Raw genomic sequence first — 25,847 nt, forward strand, 5'->3', positions numbered from 1 at the left:
TATAAATACGAATTGAAAATTGACATAAAACCGTTCTTTTAAATGAAATAGAATCTGGTCATGTGTAGATGTGATCAGCACTTTTTCTGATACATTCAAATTGAAACAAAAGAGAGAAAATGAGTATAGGTTCTATTTTTCTGCATAGCGGCAATTTATATGTTGAAAAATCAAAAAGGTTTATATATAACGAAAGCCTTTCATACTATTGATCTGTGAAAAGGTGCTCGCAAAAATCTTGGATAGGAGTATGATTATTAATGAAGCGAACTTTTGATTTATTGATTTCTTTGTTTTTGTTATTATGCTTATCCTTTGTCGTTCTTGTAGTAGCCGTTTTGGTTAGATTGAAGTTAGGATCACCTATCATATTTAAACAACAACGTCCAGGACTATATGGCAAACCGTTTCATGTTTACAAATTTCGCACAATGACTGATGAAAGAGATGATAAGGGGAAGCTCTTGTCTGATCAAGTGAGATTAACTACTTTTGGGAAGTTTCTTAGGAAATATAGTTTAGATGAATTGCCACAATTAATAAATGTTGTGAAAGGTGATATAAGTTTAGTAGGACCGAGACCATTGTTAATGGAATACTTACCTTTATATACTAGTGAACAAGCTAAAAGACATGATGTAAAACCTGGAATTACTGGCTGGGCACAAGTGAATGGGAGGAACGCAATTACCTGGGAAGAAAAATTTAAATTAGATGTATGGTATGTAAATAATCAATCTTTTTTATTTGATATGAAAATATTATTTCTTACAATAATAAAAGTGTTTAAATCAGAAGGAATAAATCAGGATGGTCATGTAACAATAGAACGTTTTAGAGGGATGAATTAGACTGTGAGAGAAGATAACAAATGAAAATTATAATGATTGGACAAGGTGGTCACAGTAAAGTTATAAAGGATATTATTTTGTCAAACAAGGGATTTGAAATCGTTGGATATTTAGATGATCAATATAAAGATTTAACTATAGTAGATCATATTTTTTGCGGCCCGATTTCAAGTGCATATGAAATGATTAACAAAATTAATCAAGCAAAATTTGTTATTGCAATAGGAAATAATAAAGTTAGAAAAAAAATTTCCGAAAAATTGGACCTTCCTGACAATTATTATGTCACGTTAATACATAAAACAGCCGTTATAAGTCCGAATGCTAAGATAGGAAACGGTACAGTTGTTATGCCTCAGGCAGTGATTAATGCTGATACCCAAATTGGTAATCATGCTATTATCAATACGGGTTCTGTTGTTGAACATGACAATGTACTAGGTGATTTTGTCCATATTTCTCCACATGCCACACTTACAGGCTCTGTCACTATCGGAGAAGGGACACATATAGGGGCAGCGGCTACTTTAATTCCAAGTGTTAAAATTGGGGAATGGTCGGTTATTGGAGCGGGAGCGGTTGTTATAGAGGACATTCCCTCTAATTGTACAGCCGTTGGAATTCCTGCCAAAGTAATAAAGTAATTGAACTAATAGGAGTGAAAAAAATGGTAATAACACAGCAGAAAAAACGAATCTATCTCTCTACTCCACACATGAGTGGTAACGAACAAAAATATATTCAAGATGCATTTGATACAAACTGGATTGCTCCTCTTGGTCCAAACGTAGACGCTTTTGAAAAAGAACTCGCATCATTTGTTGGAGTGAAAGATGCAGCGGCAGTTAGTTCTGGTACTGCAGCTATTCATTTAGCTCTTCGGTTATTAGGGGTTCAAAAAGGAGATAAAGTATTTTGCTCAAGTCTTACTTTCATAGCAAGTGCTAATCCAATTGTTTACGTAGGGGCAGAACCAATCTTTATCGATTCAGAGCCAGAAACATGGAATATGTCGCCACAGGCCTTAGAACGTGCGTTAATTGATGCTCAAAAAGAAGACAAAATGCCAAAAGCTATTATCACAGTTAACTTATATGGACAGAGTGCAAAAATGGATGAAATCTGTTCTCTAGCAAATCGATATAATGTTCCTATTATTGAGGATGCAGCAGAATCTTTAGGTTCTACATATAAAGGAAAAGCTAGTGGTACATTTGGAAAATTTGGTATTTATTCATTTAATGGAAACAAAATTATTACAACCTCTGGTGGAGGAATGCTTATTTCTGATGACGCCCAGGCGCTAGAGAAAGCGCGATTTTTTGCAACTCAAGCAAGGGATGTAGCACCTCATTATCAGCATAGCGAGATGGGATATAATTATCGAATGAGTAATATATTAGCTGGCATTGGAAGAGCTCAATTAGAGGTGTTAGAAGATAGAGTGAAGGCTAGAAGATTAATATTTGAACGATATTACCAAGAATTATTTAATATACAAGGATTTTCTTTTATGCCTGAATTAGAAAATACTCATTCAAATCGTTGGCTCACAACTTTAACGATTGATGAAAAAGAAACAGGGATATCTATTCAAACGTTATTGGAGGCACTAGCCGAAGAGAATATCGAATCTCGTCCTGTGTGGAAGCCCCTTCATATGCAACCGGTTTTTGAAGGAGTGAAATATTATTCTCATAGTGAAAATCACAATGTGTCTGAACAATTATTTAAAACAGGTATATGCCTTCCTTCTAGTTCAAACATGACAGAGACGGATCAACAAAAGGTTATTCAATGCATTAAAAATATTTTATAAAATGAAAGAGTCTTCTGAATGAAATGTGTAAATTCAGAAGGCTTTTTTTACTTGATAGAAGCTTAAATATGATAAGAAGTAGATGGATTTATCCCGCTATTCGTGGGCAGTAATACTCCCGCCTCAAAATTCAGTAAAAGCGTTGCCCAGCTCTAGCGACTAGAATCTCCGGTCGTTTCGCCCCCTCGGACGAGGCAAAAAGCGCCTCCCTGTCGGGTGCTCCAACGTCCTGCGATTCTGAGCGAGCCGCTTCCGTTTTTCTGAAGAAGTTAGGCGGGAGATAAACTGCTGGCATGCGCCCGATTGGTTCAACTAATAATCAGTGGGGGATGAAGAAAGCCCCCACTGATTAAAGTTTCACTTTATTTTTTATGGTATGTACATTTTTTATAGAACTTTTCTTTTAATTGAATATCAAGGCAATCCCTATAGAGAATATAGTTATAAGTATACATAACTATATGGAAAATTCTCTTTCACTTTTTATATGAACGTATTAAAAGTGAAAACATAGTGCTGAATCGCACCTCCTCATTAAATGGTATAGGTGCAAAGAAATGAATAATATGTAAATTTTTTGTATTACTAACCTTTAAACATTTCGATTATTATGATTTAATGATATTGTAAGGAATATATAAATACTAATTGATAAATGAACATGAAAGTTTCTTTTAAGGGAGAGGTAGCATCTGACCATGTATAAAATCGGAGGGCCTGTTTCTGTCACATACTTAGTTAAAACTAGGAAGAACAACATGATCTGCATGTTATAAAGTCACAATGAATTTCTATCGTTTCCTGTATAGAGAATTATATGATGCAGAAAATAGGGCTAAGAAACATTTATAAAGGGGGACTGTAAACGGATGATTGGGAGAAATATTTATCAAATTCGAAAGAAAAGGGGACTTACTTTATCCGAATTAGCAGAGAAGGCTGGAATTTCAAAATCTTATTTAAGCAATATTGAAAGAAGTATAAATCAGAATCCGTCTATCCAGGTGCTAGAAAAGATAGGATTAGTATTAGAAGCAGATCTTAATACATTACTCGAAATGAATGCAAATACAGAAACAATACAGCAGATTGAAAAAGAGTGGGTTGATTTTGTTTATGAATTAAAAAAGGCAGGGATTAATAAAGAAAAGCTCGGGGATTATAAAATATTAATCGATTTTATTAAATGGCAGAATTCAGGGGTAAATTAGGCAGAGAAAGTATGCAATATGTTAAGTAATGTAGCTTCATTTAGAAATTGTACATACAAAGATTAATGTCTCTTCATTTTCTAATGTGCTGACTTTATAGAGAAATGAAGAATACCCCCATGATTACACAAACTTGTTGTTGGTGTACATATGTTTTGCACAACGTATGTAACGATGTTAACAGTGGCATTCTAATTATCTTTTCACCTCCATCATTCAGATAACTATATATAATATGTTTTATTTCATCTAAAAATGAAAGCGTTTTTATAAAACGTGACAGTAATACCTCACATCTTGAAGATCGACTAAAAATTATGTAAGAGATAAACAACTAAATATTCTGAATAACCAAAAAAATCATAATCGTTTAAATTACAAAGAAAAAGGCGGAAAGAAGGTCGCTTTAACTAAATTTATTTCAAATTTTATAAAAAGATATTTACAAACTGAATATCATTATATAAAATAAAAACAAGTTCGTTATACAGAACAGAAATTAACTTAAATGTTTTCTTTAAAGAAATATAATTATTTAAATAGTAAAATGTATAATCTTAATTCAGCTTGTATATAAACGGTTGAAAAATGGATAAAATATACTTTTTAAATAAATATTCTCTATAAAATAACTTTAAGAAAAAAAACTTTTTAAACTGAAAAATTCTTGTTATTATAATGATATTGTATAATGGGATAATAATTCACATCACCATTTTGTTCTTTTTATAGAACAAAATGGTGATGTAAAAAAATTATATGTATAGAATCAATTCGCAGATCTTATCTGTCATTTTTGTAAAATAATATAGGATTGTTCTTTAAAGAGAATGAATGGAATTAATGATATAAAGATTCATTATAAACTGGCGGAAATTTATCCTGTATTAACGGTCGGAAACCTTTACCTTCAGATTCTGAGAAATTCAGAGAAAATAGGTGAAGAAAACCTCTTTGATAACCGTGTCACTTTATCCGATTGGATTTTACTTATTTGTTGCATAACGGGAGGAAAAAATGAGTGCTATAACTGGAATTTTACATTTTAACAATGAGTCTATACCAATTGAATATGGTATTAGATTAATGAAGGATTTGCAAAAATATCCTGCTAATGATATTCAAATATGGCACAAAGAAAACGTTTTCCTCGGCTGTCATGCACAATGGATCACACCAGAGTCCGTTGGTGAACAATTGCCCTTTTATGATAATGAAAGAAAATTGGCAATTACAGCAGATGCTATTATCGACAATCGTGAGGAGTTATTTGAGAGGTTGCAAGTTGATTATGTTGATAGGAAAAGGATAACAGATAGTCAGTTGATTTTGCTCTCCTATCAAAAATGGGGGGAAGAAAGCCCTAAATATTTGGTAGGCGATTTTGCTTTTATGATTTGGGATGAAAAAAATCATAAATTATTTGGAGCAAGGGACTTTTCTGGGGGCCGAACGCTATATTATTGTTGTAATCAACAGCAATTCGCTTTTTGTACGACGATACAACCATTGCTATCATTACCTTATGTACAAAAGCAATTAAATGAACAGTGGCTTGCTGAATACTTGGCGATATGTGGAATTGTCGATGTAGCCGATACTACTATAACGCCTTATAAAAATATAGAACAAGTACCACCATCACATAGCATTACAGTAGTTGGGAATAAAGTAACGCTTTCTAGATATTGTACGTTAGTTTCAGAAAGAAAGCTACGCTTAAAGTCAAATGAAGAATATGTAGAAGCATTTCAAGATGTTTTTCAAAAGGCTGTTACATCCCGATTACGAACTTACCGACAAGTTGGAGCACAGTTAAGTGGAGGATTGGATTCGGGTTCTATTGTGAGCTTTGCTGCCAAAGCTTTACGTGAAGAAAACAAACCATTACATACATTTAGCTACATACCACCAAATGATTTCGAGGATTTTACACCTAAACATTTAATGCCGGATGAGCGACCGCTTATTAAAGAAACGGTACGACATGTAGGAGGTATAAAAGATAATTATTTAGATTTTAAGGGAAGAGATCCTTTTTCTGAAATAACGGATTTTCTCGAAATAATGGAGATGCCATATAAATTCTTTGAGAATTCTTTTTGGCTGAAAGGTATGTTTGAGGAAGGATACAAGGAAGAAGTTGGAGTCCTTTTAAATGGTGGAAGAGGAAATCTATCTATATCATGGGGATCAGCTCTGGATTATTATGCTCTTCTTTTAAAAAGGCTAAAGTGGATTCGCCTAGGTCAAGAACTGCATCAATATAGTAAAAATGTAGGTGGAGCTAGATTACGGAGGTTACCATACATTGCGAGATTGGCATTTCCGTCTATTGATAAAGCGCTTTCATCAGGTGCGCCGTATACATTTCCGATGATAATAAATCCAGATTTTGCGAAAAAGATGGATGTGTTTAATAAACTTAGAGAAAATGGCATTGATGAAGCGGAATGGGCTTCTACAACGAACTTATTTGAACAAAGAAAAAGCCATTTTGAAGAGTTGTTTTATTGGAATGCAAGTAATACAGTGGCAACGAAATTATCATTGAATTACTCATTATGGAAACGCGATCCAAGTAATGACATACGTGTGATTCGTTATTGTTTATCTGTACCAGAAGAGCAATATGTACAAAACGGTGTGGATCGTGCGTTGATTCGTAGATCTACCGAAAAGTATTTGCCTGATAAAGTACGATTAAATCAAAATATTCAGGGTGTACAAGGAGCGGATTGGGTTCATCGAATGAGCCCGCACTGGAATATGTTTATAGAAGAGTTAGAGCGAATGAGTACAGACCAAAAAGCTTTAGAATTTTTAGATGGTGAAGTAATAAATCGAGCTCTTCTAAAAGCTAAAGAGGGGCCACTTTCAGAACGTGCAATCGATCCTGATTATAAGATTTTAATGCGTAGCTTAATTGTTTATCGATTTATTCAACAATTTACTTGAAAGGAGGTGAGAATATGAAAAAGGAATGGCAACAACCTGTATTAGAAGTACTTGATGTTAACATGACAATGGCTTCAACAGTTTATGGTCCATATACTGATGAAGCATACAACCCTGGTCACCCTGTTGATCCAAAAAATCCTGATACTTGGAACCGTTTTACTAGCTGAGTAAGGATTAGCATATACAATTTATCTTGCTGAATGTATATCTATGAAAATATGTAAAATGTTCTTATTTTTAAGTTCGTATATGCTAAAAAGACCTTTATACTTTTATATTGTATAAAGGTCTTTAATTTAACCATGGATATATTGGGGTGAAAATAATGCTAGAAACTGAAAAAAAGGTAATGTATAAAGCCTTTGATTTCAAAATTTCAAGTGAGATTCCTTTGCCGGAATTACATCGAATAAATGAACAAGAGGTTTCAATAGACATTGAAATTCAAATTGATAATATGTTAAGTTTTTCCTCTGAATTAGTAGATACACCATTTAAACATGTTGTTAAAGATAATCAAGTGATGTTTTATGTTCCTGATGTGGGCTTTTTTTCCGCTCAAGCGGGAAAAAGGATAGCAGTTTGCCCGCTCGATGGTGCAGATGATAGTTTGGTGAGGCTCTATATTCTTGGAACATGTATGGGTGTAATATTGATGCAAAAAAAAATACTTCCACTGCATGGCAGTGCTGTAGTAATTGATGGGAAAGCATATGCTTTTGTAGGTGAGTCAGGTGCTGGAAAGTCGACGTTAGCTTCAGCGTTCATGAAGAAAGGATATAAACTTCTAAGTGATGATGTAATACCTGTATCTCTTTCTAATGATAATGTTCCTATCGTAACACCATCATATCCGCAGCAAAAGTTATGGCAAGAAAGTCTTGATAATTTTGGTATGGATAAAAGTCAATATAAATCAATATATGGTAGAGAAAATAAATACAGTGTTCCAGTTTCTTCTCATTATTTTTCTAAGCCAGTACCACTTGCAGGTGTATTTGAATTAGTAAAGACAGAGAATGAAATGGTTGAATTACAACCAATAGAAAAACTTGAGCGTTTACATACCATTTTCCGTCAAACTTATCGTAATTTTCTTATTCCACGCTTAGGATTAATGGACTGGCACTTTCATATTTCTACAAATATGATAAACAACCTTGCTGTTTATCGATTATGTCGACCGTTGTCTGGATTTAGTGCTCCGCAACTAGTAGACCTAGTAATAAACACTGTAAAAAAAGGAGAATAAGTGATGTCGAAAAAACAGGATATTTTATTAAATCAATTTATTGCACAAGTCCCAGGGAATATAGTAAGTGATATGGATGGAGAAAAAGTAATGTTAAGTATTTCTAATGGGAAATACTACAATCTAGGTGCAGTAGGTGGAACTATTTGGGCGCTTATAGAGAAACCCATATCGGTTACGAAAGTGGTTACTGAATTAATGCAAGAATATGAGATTGATCAGTCTACATGTGAAAAGCAAGTTATTTCTTTTTTGGAACTCTTGTTAGATGAAGCTTTGGTTGAAATCGTAGACGGGACAGCCGAGTAATCTAGTATTTTATCCTAGATAAGAAGTAGGGAAGTGTGTATGAATAGTATAAAAAAGATGCGAACGTTTCTTTCACTAGATATGAAAACAATGTCTTTATTTATAGAGGCTTATATTTATTTGGGGTGGGCTCGTATTCTTAAAGGTAGGCCATTCTCTAAGATTGCTCCTACATTAGGTGTTCCTATGAATGAAACATCTTTAAGTTATAATGAGTCTAATAAATTTGTATTGAGAGATATTTCCGAAGCAATACATATTATGAGCCGTCATACCTTTTGGGAAAGTAAGTGTCTTGTAAGGGCAATTGCTGGAATGAAAATGCTAGAGAGACGACAAATGGAGAGTACATTATATTTAGGAACTGCGAAGGATGAGAACGGAAATATGATTGCTCATGCATGGTTGCGTAGTGGTCCTTTTTATATTACTGGAGCAGAAGAAATGAAGAGATTCACTGTAGTAAATAAATTTGCTAGAAAAATTGGTTAAAAAATCTTGAAGGAGAATATCATGCATAATAGTTGTGGGCTTGATTTAAATTGTGTGACTAAGGAGCTCAAATTGCAGCTGGAAATTATGAAAAGAGAAACTGCTGCGGAGCTACAAGAAATCGATAAGGCTTGGTTTGCAAACATCGATTGGGATAAATTTCTCGAATTAACAATTCATCACCGTGTGTACTCGTTCATTTATCCAAAGATGAAAGAATTGGATGGGAATTTGGTTCCTGTACATGTCATACAAACTTTACATCAATATTTTAAGATGAATACATTTCAAATGCTTCATTTAAGTGCAGAAATGGAACATATGAGTAAATTGTTTGCACAAAACGAAATTCGTCTCCTTGTATTAAAAGGTCCTGTACTTGCTGATGATCTTTATGGTGATATTTCTCTACGTACTTCGAGTGATTTGGATGTTCTCATTCCTTTACATCATCTCGATAGAGCGGAAGAACTTTTATTGAACCTTGGCTATGTGAAAGATGATTATATTGAGAGCGTTTTAAACGACTGGAAATGGAGACATCATCATGTAACATATATTCATCCTCAGAAGAACATTAAGATTGAAATTCATTGGAGATTAAATCCTGGTCCAGGAAAGGAACCACATTTTGAGGAACTATGGAATCGAAAGAGAATAAGTTCTCTTACTAGTGCCCCTGTTTACATTTTAGGTAGAGAGGATTTATTTTTATTTCTAGTTTCTCATGGTGCACGTCATGGTTGGTCAAGGCTACGTTGGTTAGTAGACATTAATCAAATTGTAAAGCAAAAACTTGATTGGGAAAAAACTATTAAGTTATTGAAGAAAAATTATTACTTTCATATAGGTGGTCAAGCATTGTTTTTAACTTCGCAGTTACTAAAGACTCCATTAATTGAAGAAGTGGAACCATTGTTATCTGGTAACCGTCCGAAGATGTTAGCGCAGGAAGCGGTATTTTATTTGGAAAGAATGGTAAACTTACATACAGATCCTGTTCCGGAAGATATAGCAATGTACCATAGTCGGCATTTATTTTCATTAATGTCTTATCAGCAAAAGTTTTTATATATTATGAGTTGCCTTTATCCTTATCCAATTGATGCTGAAACATTGCCGTTACCTAAGCAACTTCATATGTTGTACTTTCCTTTACGTCCTATTTTATGCATCTGGAGAAAAATAAGAAAGCGCGAATTAACATGAGGAGGACAAAATAGTGGAGCATCTCTTATATTTTGCAAAGAAGTTACATTCTTTTTCTGGGAAAATATTGTATATAAATTTATTAGGAATGGCCTTGGTCAGTCTTTTAGAGGGGGTAGGAATTCTTTTATTAATTCCTATGATAAGTATCAGTGGAGTTGTAAAGGTAAATAGTGGTTCAACCCCAGTCCCAGAGATGTTTAAATTTTTGCATAATATCCCTGAAACAATAAGTTTGTTGCTTATTTTAGGCATTTATATCTTTTTGGTAATAGCTCAGTCCCTCTTGCAACAAAATCTTGCTCTTCGCAATACAAAAATTCTTATGAATTTTACAAACTATATAAGATTGGAAATTTATCGTTCTTTATTACAGGCAAATTGGTCTTTTTTTATAAAAAAGAGGAAGTCTGATCTTATCAATGCGATGACTGAAGAATTAGGACGCGTTATAAATGGAACAAACTTATTTTTTCAGATGTTAACTGCACTTGTTTTTACAATAATACAGTTCGGAATCGCCTTATGGCTATCTGTAAAAATAACAATTTTTGTACTATTCGCTGGTTTAGTACTTGCTTATTTTTCTAGACATTTTATAAAAAAGTCAAGGACGTTAGGGAATCAAACATCGGAGATAGCCAAAAGTTATCTTGGTGGTATAACAGACTATTTTAATGGAGTTAAAGATATTAAAAGTAATATGTTGGAAGAATCCAGATATACATGGTTGCATACTTGGTGCAAAAGGATAGAGCAAGAGCAATTGGCATTTATAAAATTGAAAAATAGCTCACAACTTTTTTATAAAGTTACATCGTCTATTCTAATCGCATTTCTTATTTTTACATCTGTAAAACTATTTCAAGCTCAGCCTGGACAATTAATATTAATTATCCTTATTTTTTCTAGATTATGGCCGCGATTTACAACTATTCAGTCTAACCTGGAACAACTTGCTGCAAGTGTTCCTGCGTTTAAGTCTTTAATCGAATTACAAGAAGACTGTCACAGAGCCGCAGAACTGCATGATTTAGAACGACAATATAAAGATGCAAAACCAATGTCTATAGATAAGGGGATTGAATGTCGGGATATTTATTTCTGTTACAATTCGAAGGAATCTTTATATGCTCTTCAAAATATTAATTTCCAAATAAACTCCAATTGTATGACTGCTATTGTCGGACAATCGGGTGCTGGAAAAAGTACACTAATTGATATTTTAATGGGACTTATGCAGCCAGAAAAAGGACAAGTGTTAATAGATGGAATCCCTCTCACAAATGATAATTTATTATCATTCAGAAAATGTATTAGCTATGTTTCACAGGATCCATTTTTATTCAATGCAAGCATAAGAGAAAATTTGTTGATGGTTGAACCAAATGCAAGTGAAGAACAAATATGGGAGTCGCTGGAATTTTCAGCTGCTGCTGAATTTGTACGAAGACTACCACACGGGCTTGATACTCTTATTGGAGATCGCGGAGTGAGGCTTTCTGGAGGAGAAAGACAGCGACTTGTACTTGCAAGAGCTATTTTAAGAAAACCTTCAATTCTAGTATTAGATGAAGCGACAAGTGCGTTAGATACGGAAAACGAAGCAAAAATTCAATCTGCTCTAGAAAGATTAAAAGGAAAAATGACCATTATCGTGATTGCTCATCGTTTATCAACGATACGTAATGCTGATCAAGTAATTGTATTAGATAAGGGAAAAATCGTTCAAAAAGGAGCCTTTATCCAATTGGCGAAAGAAGAAAGTGGTATGTTTAGTAAGTTGTTAGGAAATCAAGTTGAAGTTAGTGTTTAGGGATAGTAGCACCCAAATAAACACAAATCTTAAGAGGAATTAAATTATTTTTCATAAGAGACTATAAAAAAGCGAAAATCCCGTATCGTAATTGTTGACTAGACAAAACACGAGAGGAGTTTTCGCTTTTTTCTCCAAGTTTATCAAATCTATCTTGCCTTTACCATCTTTTTAACTATTTTGCTCCCTATTGATGAAGGTTTCTATTTTATTTTCTTTGCTTTGAGGTATTAAACATTTGTGTGAGAGTCACGAATCGCGCTCCGTTCGATGTAAGGTTAGGAATAAATTGATCGAGGGCGTCTACAGACCCCTGTAAATTCCCCCCAGGTGCAGTATGTTGTAAGAGAATACTTCCAGGAAATGCATTTCCTAATACTTTGTTTGTAATTTCCCGGGCATTTAAGCCTTTCCAATCTAATGTATCTACACTCCATTGAATAGTCATAAAGTTCTGTTCAGTAGCCCACTGCATCTGATTTTCATTTATAATCCCATAAGGAGGACGGAAGAATTTAGGGGAGTATCCAGTTAGCTTTTGTAATATTTTTTCCGTTTTTAACAGCTGTTCATGATATTGCTTATCATCTATTTTTATTAAATTAGGATGATTATAAGTATGGTTTCCTACAATATGCCCCTCGTTAACAATGCGTTTTACAACTTCAGGATATCTCTCAGCATTTTCACCCAATAGAAAAAATGTCGCTTTTACACCATATTTTTTCAATTTATTTAATACTTGAGGAGTGTAAACGAGATCTGGACCATCATCGAATGTGAGAGCAACTTCGGCCTTGTTATAAGGTCCTGCAAATGCATATGCGTATTTTTCTACCCATGAAAAAGGAGTCCATGACCCCCTAACTGGCGGATTCCTTTGAAGGATAGGAATGGTTTCCGCATAATGTGAATGAGAAAGTGTATTTGGAACAAGTGGATAGGAATATGTTAAAGATGGAGTCTCACGTGCCATATAATAAGGAACATATTGATAAGGAACTATTGTTGGGGTTGGATAACAATTGTATATCATTAAAATACCACCTTATAAAAAACAGTCTCTTTAAAACTTTTATATGTCAATAATTGTGGTTTGGTTAGAGGTTGGAGAAGACATCGGTGAACCAAAACTTCGCTTTGATTTGTAAAAATTGGAACAGTACCTTGTATTATTCAATACTGAGTGGTAGATTATAATTAATAAGGTACCTTGCATTGAATAGTACTAGATGGAGAGGAGGATTACTTTTGAATGTTCAATTTAAAAAAGGGGTATTGGAGCTTTGTGTTCTTGCGCTTGTAAAGAAACGAGATTGCTATGGCTATGAATTAGTTCAGCAAATTTCAAATAAATTTTTCATATCAGAAGGATCAGTGTATCCTTTGTTACGTCGTCTAACGAAAGAGGGGTACTTTCAGACGTATTTAAAAGAATCCTCGGAAGGGCCACCGCGTAAGTATTATCAGTTAACTAATGAAGGTGTAACTCAGCTTCATGCACTTGTGACAGAGTGGCGCGATTTTGCAAGGGGAGTACAAGAAATTATTGAAGAGGTGTAGGGGATGACTAAAGAGAAATTTCTTCAAGAATTATCGGAACATCTTAGAAAACTACGAGAAGAAGAACGAAACGATATTTTATATGATTATAGAGAACATTTCCAATTTGGAATAGAAGAAGGGAAAACAGAGGAAGAAATTATAAAAGCGCTTGGTTCTCCTAAGGTAATTGCTAAGGAAACGTTAGCGTCTCATCGTATAGAGCAAGTGAAGCATAATCCAACCATTTTTAACGTATCAAGAGCAATTGTAGCAATTATTGGACTTAGTTTTTTAAATTTGGTTATTATGTTAGGTCCGTTAGTAGCAATTGGTAGTCTTATTTTATCACTTTGGACAGTGAGTGTTGCATGTATATTATCACCATTACTTTTGTTAATCAAAATAGTTTTCGCCCAAATTTTTATTGTATCTGATGTATTTGTCGCTATTATACTCTTCGGCATTGGTTTACTTTTAGGGGTTGGTGCGTATTATTGTACGATTTGGTTTAAAGTACTATTTGTTAAATACGCTAATTGGAATTTAAAAGTAATTAAAGGAGAGTAGATAAGATGAGGAAAGTTGTATTGGTTGCGTTTGTTTGTATTGCGATTGGGGGAATCGGTTTATTTATTACAAGCTCAGCCTTTTTTATTAAAGTTGCGAATGGAGCGGTAGAAACAAAGAAATTGGAACAGAAACAATTTAAAAATGAGCAAATTAAAAATATTCATGTTGACACAGATGTTGGAGATGTTGTCATTGAAAAAGGTGAGACTGATTTGTTTGAGGTTCGATATAGCAGTGATCAGGAAAAGCGAAAATTAGATGTAAATGAGAACGGTGAAATGCTGCAAGTGGAAGTGAAAATGAAAAAGAAACATATATTTGATTTTTCGTTTTTCTCATTTGATTTGAAAGACGATACCCTTACAATTATTGTGCCTGAACGTGTATATAATAAAATTGAAGCAGAGACAGCAGCGGGAACGATTCGTGTAGAAAATATTCAAAGTGGAAATATATCTGCGCATTCAGCAGCTGGTGATGTGAAAATGAAGGAAATAAAAGCGCAAAATGTAAAAGTGTCATCTAGTGCGGGAGATATTGTTCTTCATAAAGTAGAAGGAAAAGTGCGTGCAGATTCGGCAGCAGGAAGTGTAGAGATAGTGCAGCATAATCCAGAGTATAGTGTTGAGGCGGATTCGGCAGCGGGAGATGTCAATATTAAGCTGAAGGAAATGCCGAAAGATGCTGTTGTGAAAGGCTCCGCTAATGTCGGAGAGGTACAGATTTTTGGAAAAGAAAATAAAGAAATAACTTTAGGTAACGGAAAGGTGCAGATTAAAGGGAAAACATCAGCGGGCTCTATAAAAATCGAGGTGGATTAAAAAACAGACCAAATTTGGTCTGTTTTTTAATGTAAATGACGATATACACCAATTACTTTTCCGATAACAGAAACGTTATCTAAAATAATAGGTTCTAAAGAAGAGTTTTCTGGCTGTAAGCGGAAATAATCTTTTTCTTTGTAAAAACGTTTTACCGTAGCTTCATTATCGTCTGTTAAAGCTACAACGATTTCACCATTGTATGCAGATTGCTGCTGGCGAACAACAACTAAGTCTCCATCGAAAATTCCTGCTTCAATCATACTGTCTCCAGAAATGCGTAACATAAATACTTGATCTGAACCCGAAACGAGATTCGCTGGAAGTGGAAAATGTTCTTCTACACTTTCAACTGCTGTAATTGGTAAACCAGCTGTAACTTTTCCGACAATCGGTACGTGAACGACTGGTTGCGTATCTGTTTGAGTAGTGTCGTCTCCTAAAATTTCAATTGCTCTCGGTTTTGTTGGATCGCGTCGAATGTATCCTTTTTCCTCTAAGCGAGATAAATGTCCGTGCACAGTAGAGCTAGAAGCAAGGCCGACTGCTTGACCGATTTCGCGTACGGAAGGTGGATAACCTTTTTCTTGTACTTTTTGTTTAATAAAGTCAAGAATATCTTGTTGCCGTTTCGTTAACTTCTCCATATTTTTCACACCTCGTTTTCTATAAATTTTCTTATTTTTATTATAACATGCAAGAAACCATTCTACAAACGTAAGTTCGAACGAAAGCTGGATTTGTGATACACTAAGATGTAAAAAATGAGATAGAGAAGAGGGTTGAAATGAATGCGATTATTTATGCACGTGTGAGCACGACGAAAGAAGCACAGGAAACATCATTAGTACGCCAAAAAGATGAATTATTGCATTTAGCTAAGCAGTATCAAATGAATGTCGTAAGAGTAGTAGAAGAGAAAGCGAGCGGATATAGCATAGAACGGGATGGGATTTTGGAAGTGTTAGATACCATTCGTGATGAACATGTTGATGTGCTCCTTATTCAAGATGAAACGCGTCTCGGAAGAGGGAACGCGAAAATTGCCTTAATGCATTGTTTGAATAAAGAAGAGGTAAAAGTATATACACATGCACATAATGGCGAATTACAGCTTTCTGATTCAGATTCAATGGTTCTTGATATTATTGGTATAGTAGAGGAATATCAGAGAAAGATTCATAATTTAAAGATTAAACGAGGAATGAAGAGAGCTGTAGAAAATGGATTTCGTCCCGAAAAAAACTTAAAGAATCGACATTTAAGCACAGGGCGTGAGAAAAAAGAAGTACCTATTGAAGAGATTGTTCGTCTGCGCCGCAATGAGTTAACATTTGAAGAAATTGCAGCAACGCTCCGTGGTTTTGGTCATGATGTATCAAAAGCAACGGTCCATCGCCGTTATGTGGAGTATACGAAGCAATCGCTTGATAAACAAGGGTAACTATTGTATGATAATAATCAGTTTGTAGTAGAAAGGGGATTCGAGATGCTAAGTCACGAACTCATTGAACGCATTAATTTCTTAGCGAAAAAAGCTAAAGCAGAAGGTTTAACAGAAGAAGAGCAACGTGAGCGTCAATCGCTCCGTGAACAATATTTAAAAGGTTTTCGTCAAAATATGTTAAACGAATTGAAATCAATTAAAGTTGTTAACGAAGAAGGTAAAGACATTACGCCGAAGAAGTTAAAAGAATTAAAAATACAAAATAATGCAAAATTAAATTAAAAGATGGGCGCAGCCCATCTTTTTTTAGTTTGATAGGAAAATTTGTTAGGTGACAACTTTCCAATTATGATTCGTTGTCGCTTCGATTGTTTTTCGTTCTAATATGTAATTTGCAATGAGCTCAGACATATCAATTGGTATATCTTTTATAATGGGCTTATTTTGATACATAGCATAATTTCCGCCACCGCTTGCCCGATAATTGTTCATGACAACTTCATACTCTTGATGCAAGTGAATAGAAGACCCCTCATATTGGAGGGAAACGACTCTTTCCCCTACTGGTTTTGAAATGTTTAATATGTATGAAATGCCTTCCCACATATCGTAATTATAATGCTGCGGTTTTGGTTCTATATATGCAGGGTTTACAATGATATTTCCATCTGTATCTAACGAGAAATATTCAGCAGTTAACTCAAGTGCCTCTTTTATATCTTTTCCTGTAACACGAACAACTTTTAATGTATTTGGATAAATATAATTCGAAACAATATCTCTCATTGTAATCTGGTTTGGAAAGCCGGAAGATTCGTTATGAAACAGACTTGTACATGAAATATCTACTCCGGATACATCCATCTGTACTTTATTTATAAATTCGATAAAGGCGCAATCTTGTAAGCGAGTTTGCATCGCATCGTGAATCAACATATCACCAACAATGGAGCCAATAGGTTGATCTAACCATTCTTGCGTTCGCTCTTCATATGTCGACACAAGTGAAAGCACCTTCTCATCTGCTGGAATACTTTCAATAGGTAATAATTCAGAATGACATTCTTCAATCATCCACTGATTTTGATTCTTTGTTAAAGTGACATGGATTTTCCCTAATGAACGGCCATTGGATCCAGTTTGTAGAACAGTTACACCATTTACTTTTGTATGAGCAATATAGCGATGTTGATGCCCTGTTAATAAAATATCAATTCCTTCAATTTCTTGACACATTGCATATCCTTGATTTTCCCCTGTTAAAATCTCTGTTGGTTCTCCGGTTTGTAAGTCACGTTCAAAACCGCCGTGGTAGGCTACAATGAGTAAATGTGGTTGCTCATGCTCTTTAATATAGGAAACCCACTGCTTTGTTGTTTCGAGTGCATTTTCGAATATTACATCTTCAATATGATGAGGCTGTTCCCAATTTGGAATGTAATGCGTTGTTACTCCTAAAACAGTAATTTTTATATCTGGATGTATATGTTTAATTATATATGGCTTTCCAAAGTAAGGTTTCCTTGTTTGTATATTTATAATATTAGCGGCTAAATAAGGCATATTTGCATGAGCAACAGCTTTGTTTAATACGTCCATTCCGTAGTTAAATTCATGATTTCCAATAATCGCTGCATCATAACCGATATGATTGGCGAGAATCGACATTGGATTTTCTTCATTCTGCATATATTTGGCGTAGTAATAAGTAAACGGAGTTCCTTGTATAAAATCACCGTTATCAATTACGAGAACATGATCATTCTGGATGCGTTCCTGTGCAATGCGCGTTGCGACCTTTGCTAGTCCTAGTTCTGCATTTTCATTATTTTGATAGTGTATCGGGTAAACCGTACCATGAATATCACTCGTTAATAAAATATTTACATTTACAATGTTGTTTTGATTCAATGTTATCAACCTTCTTTTATCCCGCATTAACGGGCAGTAATACTCCCACCTCAAAATTCAGCGAAAGCAAAGAAGTTAGGCGAGAGATAAACTGCCCGTAAAAGCCCGATTGGTTCAACTAATAATCAGTGGGGGATGAAGAAAACCCCCACTGATTAAAGTTTCACTTTATATAATCCTTCTACAAGGAATATCACAGTTTGTTTTCATGTGTATTATCTACATTTGAAGTAAATATATATGCAACTGCGACTTTAGAAATTTTTATCTTTCCATGTTGACTCTCACGTTACGTTATACTTTATTGTATGAATTAAGGGAGGAAAAAACAATGACAATGAAAGTAAAAGAAGTTGCAGATTTAGTTGGTATTAGTGTGCGCACACTGCATCATTATGATGAAATTGGGTTATTAACCCCAGAGGAGACGACCGAATCTGGTTATCGCCTTTATTCCGATGATAATCTGGAGACGTTGCAACAAATTCTATTTTTTAAAGAACTTGGCTTCCCTTTAAAGAAAATTAAAGAAATTATCAATAATCCTTCATTTGATCGACAAGAGGCACTTGTTTTGCATCGTAAAATGTTGATTGAGAAGCGCTCTAGATTAGACAAAGTGATTGCGACAATTGATAAGACGATTCAACACTCGAAAGGGGAAATTCAAATGACAAACAAAGAAAAATTTGAGGGGTTTGATTTTAGTCAAAATCCGTATGAGCAAGAAGCGCGTGAAAGGTGGGGAAATGAAGCGGTTGATAAGGCTAATAAAGCAGCGAGCAGTATGACGAAAGAGAAACAAGAAGAATATAATGCGATTTATAGAAAGCTTGCAACGCTTCGTTCTGATTCACCTGAATCAGAACAGGCTCAAGAAGCAATTCAAGAATGGTATAACTATTTGCAGAATTTTGGTCATTACTCATTGGATGCGTTTAAAGGTTTAGGACAAATGTATGTCGATGATGAACGATTTACAAAGAATATTGATCAATTCGGTGAAGGGTTAGCGAAGTTTATGTGTGATGCGATGGCAGTGTATGCAGATCGTAATAAGAAGTAACATGTACGCTTGTAATTGAAAAGGCTCTACTCTCCAAATGGAGAATAGAGCTTTTTCTGTGAAATACGTAAAAGTCGGACTGTGTAGTTGTGAGTTGTTTAAGCATTTTATCTATTAAAAAGCGTTTTAGATTAGAGGGAATTGGTAACTGTGATGTAAATAAACTTATTGGCGATAAGTCACTAGAATGGTTTATAGGGAATGATTCTCAATTTGTTCCTCCATAAGAAGAAGTTTTAGGATACCTTACAACGACTGTTGATGTAGCGAATATTCGTAAAGAGCCTAATGTAAATTCTCCTGTTATGCGTACAGCTACAAAAGGAGAAGGTCATACATATGATGGCGCTCATTTTTGGTATAAGGTAGCTACTGACAATTGGATGAGAGATGATGTTATATTAATTAACAAGGATGATAAAACGAAAGGTGTTGTATGGGTAAATGCTACTGGTGTAAACCTTCGAAAAGGTACAAGTACTGGTGATGCTGTTGTTGAACAGATTAATAATGCTGGGGCATATGACGTACACTATCGCTATGAAAATTGGTTTTTTGTAAATGGTGGCGGATTAAAAGAAGGCGGTTGGATGTATTTTGATGAGTCTTATGTGAAGTGGATTAGATAATGAAGGGAACCGGCTCTTATGCACTGACATCTGTCAAATAGACAAGGGTCAGTGCATAGGGACGGTTTATTTTAATGCTTTGGACAAATTTATTTTTATCAACCTTTTAAATCTTGCTCTAATATAGCACCAATATATTCCTGTTCTTTAGTCCACTTTAGTGTGTTTTCTCTTTTCTCAGCATCTATTCTTCCTTGTTCGTATGTATATTCAACCACTTCTCGATACCAAATTAGCATTAATTTTCTTAATTCAATTGTTTCAACTGTACATTGTACTGGGTTATCTTCATCATCAGGAAATAGTTCTTCGATTATTACTTGGTATTTATCCGCTTCAATATAACTCCCATTATAACTACACTCGAATTTTTCTTTTTTACCACTAAGCACAGAATCTAATTCTTCAATCGTATCTTTAACAGATCCGATTGATGGTTGAACATCACTTCCTAAAAATAAAGAAATCAATTCATTATTTGGGGGCTCCTGTTCATTTTCGAATTCTAATCGAACATCATCAAACTTTTTATAAATTTCAATTTTATAAGGATATTTTAATTTCATTATTAATCCTTCCTTTCTATGGTTTATATAGAGGGTACGCTGATGTAATTTTCCCGTTTTTAATTTGCATTTCTATCTTTATACCATTAGAGTCAGTTCCAATATAACGGTTTCCTTTGTATAGCTCTTTATTATTAAAGGCTTCATTAATAGAATCGATTACTTGTTGTTCTGTCCAGTCTTTTGGAAAAAACGTGGATTTAGCATTTTTTAGTTTCCCATCAATATTAACATTAGCCTGATAAATTCCCTGTTCGTTAGGCCCTTCTACTTCTCCAATTATTTTCCCCTTACTTTCTTCAGCTCCTTCATAATGGAATCCTACTGCTTTACCTTTCTTAGTTACCTCTCCTTGAAAAACATGGTTCAAGCCGTTTTCTTTTGTTCCTACTTTAAAATTCTCTAAATTTTTCAAGTGACTAAATTCTTTACCTATTCCCACCATTGAGTATTGAAAAGTATCTTTGGCTAAAGAATCCATATCAGGTCGACGTAGATACGAATTCCCTATATATGCTGGCTCTAATCGACTTCCTAACTGAAACTCGGACATAGATGACAAATTTTTTCCCCATCTCGCACCATTACCTACAGCACCGGCACCTTTTGTAAGAACTGCAGCAATTGCAAGAGTTGTTGCCCCATATGCTATCGCTTCTGTGTAGCTTTCTGCATCTCCGTATTCTACGTTCTTTACATACCAATCCGACAAAACGTTTCGCATATCATAAATTTTTTGGATTTCCTCGTCCCACTCATATTTTAGTGTTCCAATAGGGTCATTCCATAGATCGCCAATAAATTCGTATGTATCTTTAAATTCCTCTTTCTTTTCATCAATAGAACTCTCCACAAAGTCCCTAAGTCCATATTTTGCGTCTTCGAATGTGCCCTTTGGGTCATCTACTAAGTGTCCGAAAAAGTCTGATGTTTGGTTCCATGCTTTTTTTAGTGGATCAAAAATAGTGTCTTCTGCTGCTCTCCCGCTTCCTCGCTGAAAAGCGTCCCATAGCTTGTCCATCTGATTAAAATCATCAAACGCTTTCTCATCCGCTTCACGGAATGTTTTCGCAGATTTCTTTAATTCGAGTTCAGTGTGCTTTAAATGTTTGACTAGATCGTCCATACTTTTCTTTTTTGAGAAAAATTCATCAAAAAATTGTTTGCGTGCCATACCTTCCCAAGATATCTGTAATTCGAACGTGACTTGTAAAAGTTCTTGAATTACTTTTTCCATAGATTCTCTATTTCGCGATATAGAATCTGCAGCTTCTTCCAGTTTATCCGGATCAACTCGTACTTGTCCCAATTGCTATTTCCCCGCCTTTCCGTTTTGTGTATAAAATTGTCAATAAAAGTATAACAGATTTGTAAGGTGGAAAAATATTGGGGAATACAAATTAAGGTAAAAAATATCCTGTAAATATGATAAATAAAATAAATTATATCAAACTTTTGGAAATTCAATGTCTGTTTATCGAGATTTGACTTGTAGAAAATGAGTTTTTATCTATTTGCGCCAATTTATCTCATATCATATATTTAAATAGTGTACTTTTCACTTTAGTGTAGGAGATGACGATAAAAAGCTACTCCTATTTTTTTATACACATATATACTTATCAATAGAAGAAAATAAAATAACATAGGATAAATTATAGTAGGGAATGAGATTTTATCTACAATTTGTAAGTTACAGTTTGCGATGCGAAGGCACATAATGGCTGTATATGATATAAGCATTAGAAAGGTAAATCGAATACTAAAAGAATTTGAATGATACGTACGTGTAACAACACATAATAAAGAAAAAATTTACTATTTAAATAAGTGTGGAAGAGTAGCCAGTTCGAACATTATTTAATGCGAAATGAAGCATGGTTGTATTCTAATTGTCCAGATATTTGATATATTGAAAAGCCTATAAAATTTCGTTGTGATGGAGAAAATACTTGTATTATTCCGGCTGTATATAAAAAGCAGTATAAGAAAATGTTAATTATTAACCTCTTTGTAATATCCATTTTTTGTGAAGTGAAGTTAGGATTATCTGCAGCAAAATATGATTTGTTTGTTAGGGTTTTTGTTATGCAGGACATATTATAATTTGACCACATTTTTGACCACATTCTTTTTGAAAAAGTGTGAAAATCTAAAAAAAGTATAGCAGATTGAAACCCTATACATTGTGGAAATTAGTACGTTTTTTGAACAAAATTCGAAAAAACATCAACATATTTGTCGATACATGTTGTATAATCTTGCAAGGAAAGATATCATATAGAGGTGTAAAACGTTAACTTTAATATAAGCGAAGGGAAGAATAGCATGACACATTCAATCGAACAACTTTCTATCAACACGATTCGCACATTATCCATTGATGCGATTGAAAAATCAAACTCTGGTCATCCAGGAATGCCAATGGGTGCAGCACCAATGGCGTATACATTATGGACGAAATTTATGAAACATAATCCAAAGAACCCAACGTGGTTTAACCGTGATCGTTTCGTATTATCTGCAGGTCATGGTTCAATGTTACTATATAGCTTACTGCATCTAGCTGGTTATGACGTAACAATCGATGATTTAAAGAGTTTCCGTCAATGGGGAAGTAAAACACCAGGTCACCCTGAGTTCGGTCACACACCAGGTGTAGACGCAACAACAGGCCCACTTGGACAAGGTATTTCAACAGCTGTTGGTATGGCGATGGCTGAAAGACATTTAGCGGCGAAATACAACCGTGATGAGTATAATGTTGTTGATCACTATACATACGCAATTTGCGGTGATGGAGACTTAATGGAAGGCGTTTCTGCTGAAGCATCTTCATTAGCAGCTCATTTAGGATTAGGTCGTCTAGTTGTGCTATATGATTCTAATGATATTTCATTAGATGGCGATTTAAATCGTTCTTTCTCTGAAAGTGTAGAAGATCGTTATAAAGCATACGGCTGGCAAGTAATCCGTGTTGAAGATGGAAACGATATCGAGGCAATTGCAAAAGCGCTTGAAGAAGCAAAAGCTGACGAAAAACGTCCAACATTAATCGAAGTAAGAACAACAATCGGATTTGGTTCACCAAACAAATCTGGAAAATCAGCTTCACATGGTTCTCCGCTTGGCGTAGAAGAAACGAAGTTAACAAAAGAAGCATATACTTGGGGATATGAGCAAGACTTCCATGTACCAGAAGAAGTGTATGAAAACTTCCGTAAAACAGTACAAGATGCTGGTGAATCAGCGCAAGCTGAGTGGAATGAAATGCATGATGCGTATGCAAAAGCATACCCAGAATTAGCATCTGAACTGCAAGCAGCAGTGAAAGGTCTTCTTCCAGAAGGTTGGGATAAGAACTTACCAAAATACGAAATCGGTTCAAAAACAGCAACTCGTTCATCTTCAGGACAAATTATTAATGCAATTGCTGAATCTGTACCATCATTCTTTGGTGGATCTGCTGACCTTGCTGGTTCTAACAAAACATATATGAACAAAGAAAAAGACTTCACAAGAGAAGACTATAGCGGTAAAAATATTTGGTACGGTGTACGTGAGTTCGCAATGGGTGCAGCAATGAACGGTATCGCACTTCACGGCGGTTTAAAAACTTACGGTGGTACGTTCTTCGTATTCTCTGACTACTTACGTCCAGCAATTCGTCTTGCTGCGTTAATGCAACTGCCGGTAACATATGTGTTCACGCATGATAGTATCGCGGTTGGAGAAGATGGACCAACGCATGAGCCAGTTGAACAGCTTGCAGCGCTTCGTGCAATGCCAAATGTAGATGTTCTTCGTCCTGCTGATGGTAACGAGTCTGTTGCAGCTTGGAAACTAGCGTTAGAATCTACAAAAACACCGACTGCATTAATCTTAACTCGTCAAGACCTTCCAACATTAGAAGGTGCAATTGAAAATACGTATGAAAAAGTTGCTAAAGGTGCATATGTAATTTCTTCAAGTAAAAAAGAAACTGCCGATGTAATCTTACTTGCAGCTGGATCTGAAGTAAGCTTAGCAATTGAAGCACAAGCAGCATTAGCTAAAGATGGTGTTGATGCATCTGTTGTTAGCGTGCCGTCTATGGATCGCTTTGAAGCACAATCAGCTGAATATAAAGAATCTGTATTACCAAAAGCAGTAACGAAACGTTTCGCAATTGAAATGGGTGCTTCTTTCGGATGGCATCGTTACGTTGGTCTTGAAGGAGATGTATTAGGTATCGATACATTCGGTGCTTCTGCTCCTGGTGAAAAGATTATGGAAGAATACGGATTCACTGTAGAAAACGTTGTTCGCAAAGTAAAAGAAATGCTATAATGATTTTAGGAAAATCTCTCCGGCATGGAGGGATTTTTCTATGTAAAAGAAAATATCCGTTATTTTTTGAGGTAGTAAAACTTTATTGATGGAAGTTTGCTATATTCGACAGAAAAAGTTTTTTCTTTCTCCGCAGTCAGACAATCATTGCGTTTTTATTTCTATATAATGAAGGAAATAAAGTTGTCCAATGCGGGAGGGAAAGTATGAGAACGTATGAACTATACTTAATTCGAGAAGATATTACGAAGGCGTATTTCGGTCGTGAGTTTTTATTATTTGATTTGTTTGCTCGTTTTGCACAGTCTCGTTCCCTTTCAGAAAAGAAAGTGTTGTATAAACAAATGAAGTATATAACGTTGCCTTTACAAGTAATGAAATTACATTATAAAATGGAACAAGCTCTGCGAACATATGGGACATACGAAAGAAATGGATATATGCACACGGTGTCTAATGAAAATGTGTACGGGGAAGTGCGTATTAAATCACAGCATATCCAGATGCATGCTTCTGAAAATGTCGAGCTAGAAACGGTTATTTTTGAAGTGCTTAGAAAATGTGAAATGACATTTCTTGCGATGGATTATGAGAGTAAGCAGTATGGATGGTTAAATCCTCTCAAACAAGTGCGTACTTATATATAAAAAATGTCGAATACAATCTTGTCTTATTGAAAAGGTTTTAGTACACTGTAAGGTAGACAACATGAAGGAGGAAAAAATATGTCAACTTGGGTAATTGTTCTATTGAGCGTATTAGCAGGACTAGCTGCAGGCGTAGCGTTAGGATTTTTTATCGCACGCAAATATATGATGAACTATTTACAAAAAAATCCACCAATTAATGAACAAATGTTAAAAATGATGATGATGCAAATGGGACAAAAACCATCCCAAAAGAAAATCAATCAAATGATGAGCGCAATGAACAAACAACAACTGAAATAAGCGCTAGAAAGGGCACTCCAATTGGAGTGCCCTTTCATATTGTCTTTCGGAAGTGTTTTAAACTTTAAAAAATTCAGTATTTTTGATAAACTG

General features: G+C 34.8%; 26 protein-coding genes. 21 read left to right on the forward strand and 5 right to left on the reverse strand.

Annotated elements, in window-relative coordinates; translation table 11 throughout:
• Window positions 1–260: 260 nt before the first annotated feature.
• The 11 genes from BR72_RS21730 to BR72_RS21775 all read left to right on the forward strand — a co-directional run bounded on the left by BR72_RS21730 (window position 261) and on the right by BR72_RS21775 (window position 11,920).
• Window positions 261–851, forward strand: coding sequence for a sugar transferase (locus tag BR72_RS21730; RefSeq protein WP_035436921.1), 591 nt, complete (start codon window positions 261–263; stop codon window positions 849–851).
• A gap of 20 nt (window positions 852–871) precedes the next feature.
• On the forward strand, window positions 872–1,495 hold the full coding sequence (locus tag BR72_RS21735; RefSeq protein ID WP_035436924.1) for an acetyltransferase: 624 nt from the start codon (window positions 872–874) through the stop codon (window positions 1,493–1,495).
• 23 nt (window positions 1,496–1,518) lie between these two features.
• Window positions 1,519–2,670 (forward strand): DegT/DnrJ/EryC1/StrS family aminotransferase, encoded by a 1,152-nt coding sequence (locus tag BR72_RS21740; RefSeq protein ID WP_035436926.1) that lies wholly within the window; start codon window positions 1,519–1,521, stop codon window positions 2,668–2,670.
• Window positions 2,671–3,539: 869 nt separating this feature from the next.
• On the forward strand, window positions 3,540–3,881 hold the full coding sequence (locus BR72_RS21745; protein WP_035436928.1) for a helix-turn-helix domain-containing protein: 342 nt from the start codon (window positions 3,540–3,542) through the stop codon (window positions 3,879–3,881).
• 1,017 nt (window positions 3,882–4,898) lie between these two features.
• The gene (locus BR72_RS21750) at window positions 4,899–6,839 is read left to right on the forward strand and encodes a lasso peptide isopeptide bond-forming cyclase (protein ID WP_035436929.1); all 1,941 of its coding nucleotides are present in this window, start codon (window positions 4,899–4,901) and stop codon (window positions 6,837–6,839) included.
• Window positions 6,840–6,853: 14 nt separating this feature from the next.
• Window positions 6,854–7,009, forward strand: coding sequence for a paeninodin family lasso peptide (locus BR72_RS26555; protein WP_141771646.1), 156 nt, complete (start codon window positions 6,854–6,856; stop codon window positions 7,007–7,009).
• Window positions 7,010–7,167: 158 nt separating this feature from the next.
• Window positions 7,168–8,094: a phosphoenolpyruvate carboxykinase (ATP) gene (locus BR72_RS21755; RefSeq protein ID WP_035436932.1), complete on the forward strand. Its 927-nt coding sequence runs from the start codon at window positions 7,168–7,170 to the stop codon at window positions 8,092–8,094.
• A gap of 3 nt (window positions 8,095–8,097) precedes the next feature.
• Window positions 8,098–8,403 (forward strand): lasso peptide biosynthesis PqqD family chaperone, encoded by a 306-nt coding sequence (locus BR72_RS21760; RefSeq protein ID WP_051957385.1) that lies wholly within the window; start codon window positions 8,098–8,100, stop codon window positions 8,401–8,403.
• A gap of 39 nt (window positions 8,404–8,442) precedes the next feature.
• Window positions 8,443–8,895, forward strand: a complete 453-nt coding sequence (locus BR72_RS21765; RefSeq protein WP_035436935.1) for a lasso peptide biosynthesis B2 protein — start codon at window positions 8,443–8,445, stop codon at window positions 8,893–8,895.
• 21 nt (window positions 8,896–8,916) lie between these two features.
• Window positions 8,917–10,104 (forward strand): nucleotidyltransferase domain-containing protein, encoded by a 1,188-nt coding sequence (locus BR72_RS21770; protein WP_035436937.1) that lies wholly within the window; start codon window positions 8,917–8,919, stop codon window positions 10,102–10,104.
• A gap of 13 nt (window positions 10,105–10,117) precedes the next feature.
• Window positions 10,118–11,920 (forward strand): ABC transporter ATP-binding protein, encoded by a 1,803-nt coding sequence (locus BR72_RS21775; protein WP_035436939.1) that lies wholly within the window; start codon window positions 10,118–10,120, stop codon window positions 11,918–11,920.
• Window positions 11,921–12,128: 208 nt separating this feature from the next.
• Here the strand turns inward: BR72_RS21775 and BR72_RS21780 are convergent, their stop codons facing one another.
• Window positions 12,129–12,953 carry a peptidoglycan-N-acetylglucosamine deacetylase gene (locus BR72_RS21780; protein ID WP_231559749.1) on the reverse strand — a complete coding sequence of 275 codons (825 nt, stop codon included), beginning with the start codon at window positions 12,951–12,953 and terminating at the stop codon, window positions 12,129–12,131.
• Between the two features lie 218 nt (window positions 12,954–13,171).
• On the opposite strand from BR72_RS21780, the gene BR72_RS21785 reads away from it, so the two are divergent.
• The 3 genes from BR72_RS21785 to BR72_RS21795 are packed head-to-tail and all read left to right on the forward strand — an operon-like array spanning window position 13,172 to window position 14,856.
• A complete protein-coding gene (locus tag BR72_RS21785) occupies window positions 13,172–13,483 on the forward strand; it encodes a PadR family transcriptional regulator (protein WP_035436942.1) in 312 nt (103 codons plus the stop codon).
• 3 nt (window positions 13,484–13,486) lie between these two features.
• Window positions 13,487–14,032: an HAAS signaling domain-containing protein gene (locus BR72_RS21790; RefSeq protein WP_035436946.1), complete on the forward strand. Its 546-nt coding sequence runs from the start codon at window positions 13,487–13,489 to the stop codon at window positions 14,030–14,032.
• 5 nt (window positions 14,033–14,037) lie between these two features.
• Complete coding sequence (locus tag BR72_RS21795; protein WP_035436947.1) at window positions 14,038–14,856, forward strand: DUF4097 family beta strand repeat-containing protein; 819 nt, start codon at window positions 14,038–14,040, stop codon at window positions 14,854–14,856.
• Between the two features lie 26 nt (window positions 14,857–14,882).
• Here the strand turns inward: BR72_RS21795 and lexA are convergent, their stop codons facing one another.
• Entirely contained in the window at window positions 14,883–15,503 is a 621-nt protein-coding gene (gene lexA / locus BR72_RS21800) for a transcriptional repressor LexA (protein WP_035436950.1), read from the reverse strand.
• Between the two features lie 140 nt (window positions 15,504–15,643).
• Between lexA and BR72_RS21805 the strand changes: the two genes are divergently transcribed.
• Window positions 15,644–16,300, forward strand: coding sequence for a YneB family resolvase-like protein (locus BR72_RS21805; RefSeq protein ID WP_035436952.1), 657 nt, complete (start codon window positions 15,644–15,646; stop codon window positions 16,298–16,300).
• A 45-nt stretch (window positions 16,301–16,345) separates the two neighbouring features.
• Entirely contained in the window at window positions 16,346–16,585 is a 240-nt protein-coding gene (locus BR72_RS21810) for a DUF896 domain-containing protein (protein WP_035436955.1), read from the forward strand.
• Between the two features lie 45 nt (window positions 16,586–16,630).
• Here BR72_RS21810 and BR72_RS21815 read toward each other — a convergent pair whose 3' ends face one another.
• Window positions 16,631–18,214, reverse strand: a complete 1,584-nt coding sequence (locus BR72_RS21815) for a bifunctional metallophosphatase/5'-nucleotidase (RefSeq protein ID WP_035436959.1) — start codon at window positions 18,212–18,214, stop codon at window positions 16,631–16,633.
• Between the two features lie 331 nt (window positions 18,215–18,545).
• Here BR72_RS21815 and BR72_RS21820 point away from each other — a divergent pair, with 331 nt between their 5' ends.
• Both BR72_RS21820 and BR72_RS21825 read left to right on the forward strand, forming a co-directional pair.
• Complete coding sequence (locus BR72_RS21820; protein WP_035436961.1) at window positions 18,546–19,280, forward strand: MerR family transcriptional regulator; 735 nt, start codon at window positions 18,546–18,548, stop codon at window positions 19,278–19,280.
• A 305-nt stretch (window positions 19,281–19,585) separates the two neighbouring features.
• The gene (locus BR72_RS21825; protein ID WP_051957387.1) at window positions 19,586–19,909 is read left to right on the forward strand and encodes an SH3 domain-containing protein; all 324 of its coding nucleotides are present in this window, start codon (window positions 19,586–19,588) and stop codon (window positions 19,907–19,909) included.
• Window positions 19,910–20,007: 98 nt separating this feature from the next.
• On the opposite strand, the gene BR72_RS21830 is transcribed toward BR72_RS21825, so the two are convergent.
• Both BR72_RS21830 and BR72_RS27230 read right to left on the reverse strand, forming a co-directional pair.
• Window positions 20,008–20,475 (reverse strand): hypothetical protein, encoded by a 468-nt coding sequence (locus BR72_RS21830; RefSeq protein ID WP_035436963.1) that lies wholly within the window; start codon window positions 20,473–20,475, stop codon window positions 20,008–20,010.
• 16 nt (window positions 20,476–20,491) lie between these two features.
• The gene (locus tag BR72_RS27230) at window positions 20,492–21,784 is read right to left on the reverse strand and encodes a WXG100 family type VII secretion target (protein WP_231559743.1); all 1,293 of its coding nucleotides are present in this window, start codon (window positions 21,782–21,784) and stop codon (window positions 20,492–20,494) included.
• A 1,019-nt stretch (window positions 21,785–22,803) separates the two neighbouring features.
• Here BR72_RS27230 and tkt point away from each other — a divergent pair.
• The 3 genes from tkt (at window position 22,804) to BR72_RS21850 (ending at window position 25,754) form a co-directional block, all read left to right on the forward strand.
• On the forward strand, window positions 22,804–24,804 hold the full coding sequence (gene tkt, locus BR72_RS21840) for a transketolase (protein ID WP_035436965.1): 2,001 nt from the start codon (window positions 22,804–22,806) through the stop codon (window positions 24,802–24,804).
• A 206-nt stretch (window positions 24,805–25,010) separates the two neighbouring features.
• Window positions 25,011–25,451, forward strand: a complete 441-nt coding sequence (gene sirA, locus BR72_RS21845) for a sporulation inhibitor of replication protein SirA (RefSeq protein WP_035436967.1) — start codon at window positions 25,011–25,013, stop codon at window positions 25,449–25,451.
• 78 nt (window positions 25,452–25,529) lie between these two features.
• Window positions 25,530–25,754, forward strand: a complete 225-nt coding sequence (locus BR72_RS21850; RefSeq protein ID WP_035436970.1) for a YneF family protein — start codon at window positions 25,530–25,532, stop codon at window positions 25,752–25,754.
• The last annotated feature ends 93 nt before the right edge of the window (window positions 25,755–25,847 follow it).

Origin of the sequence: Bacillus sp. UNC322MFChir4.1, from assembly GCF_000746135.1 — a bacterium.
Classification (GTDB): domain Bacteria; phylum Bacillota; class Bacilli; order Bacillales; family Bacillaceae_G; genus Bacillus_A.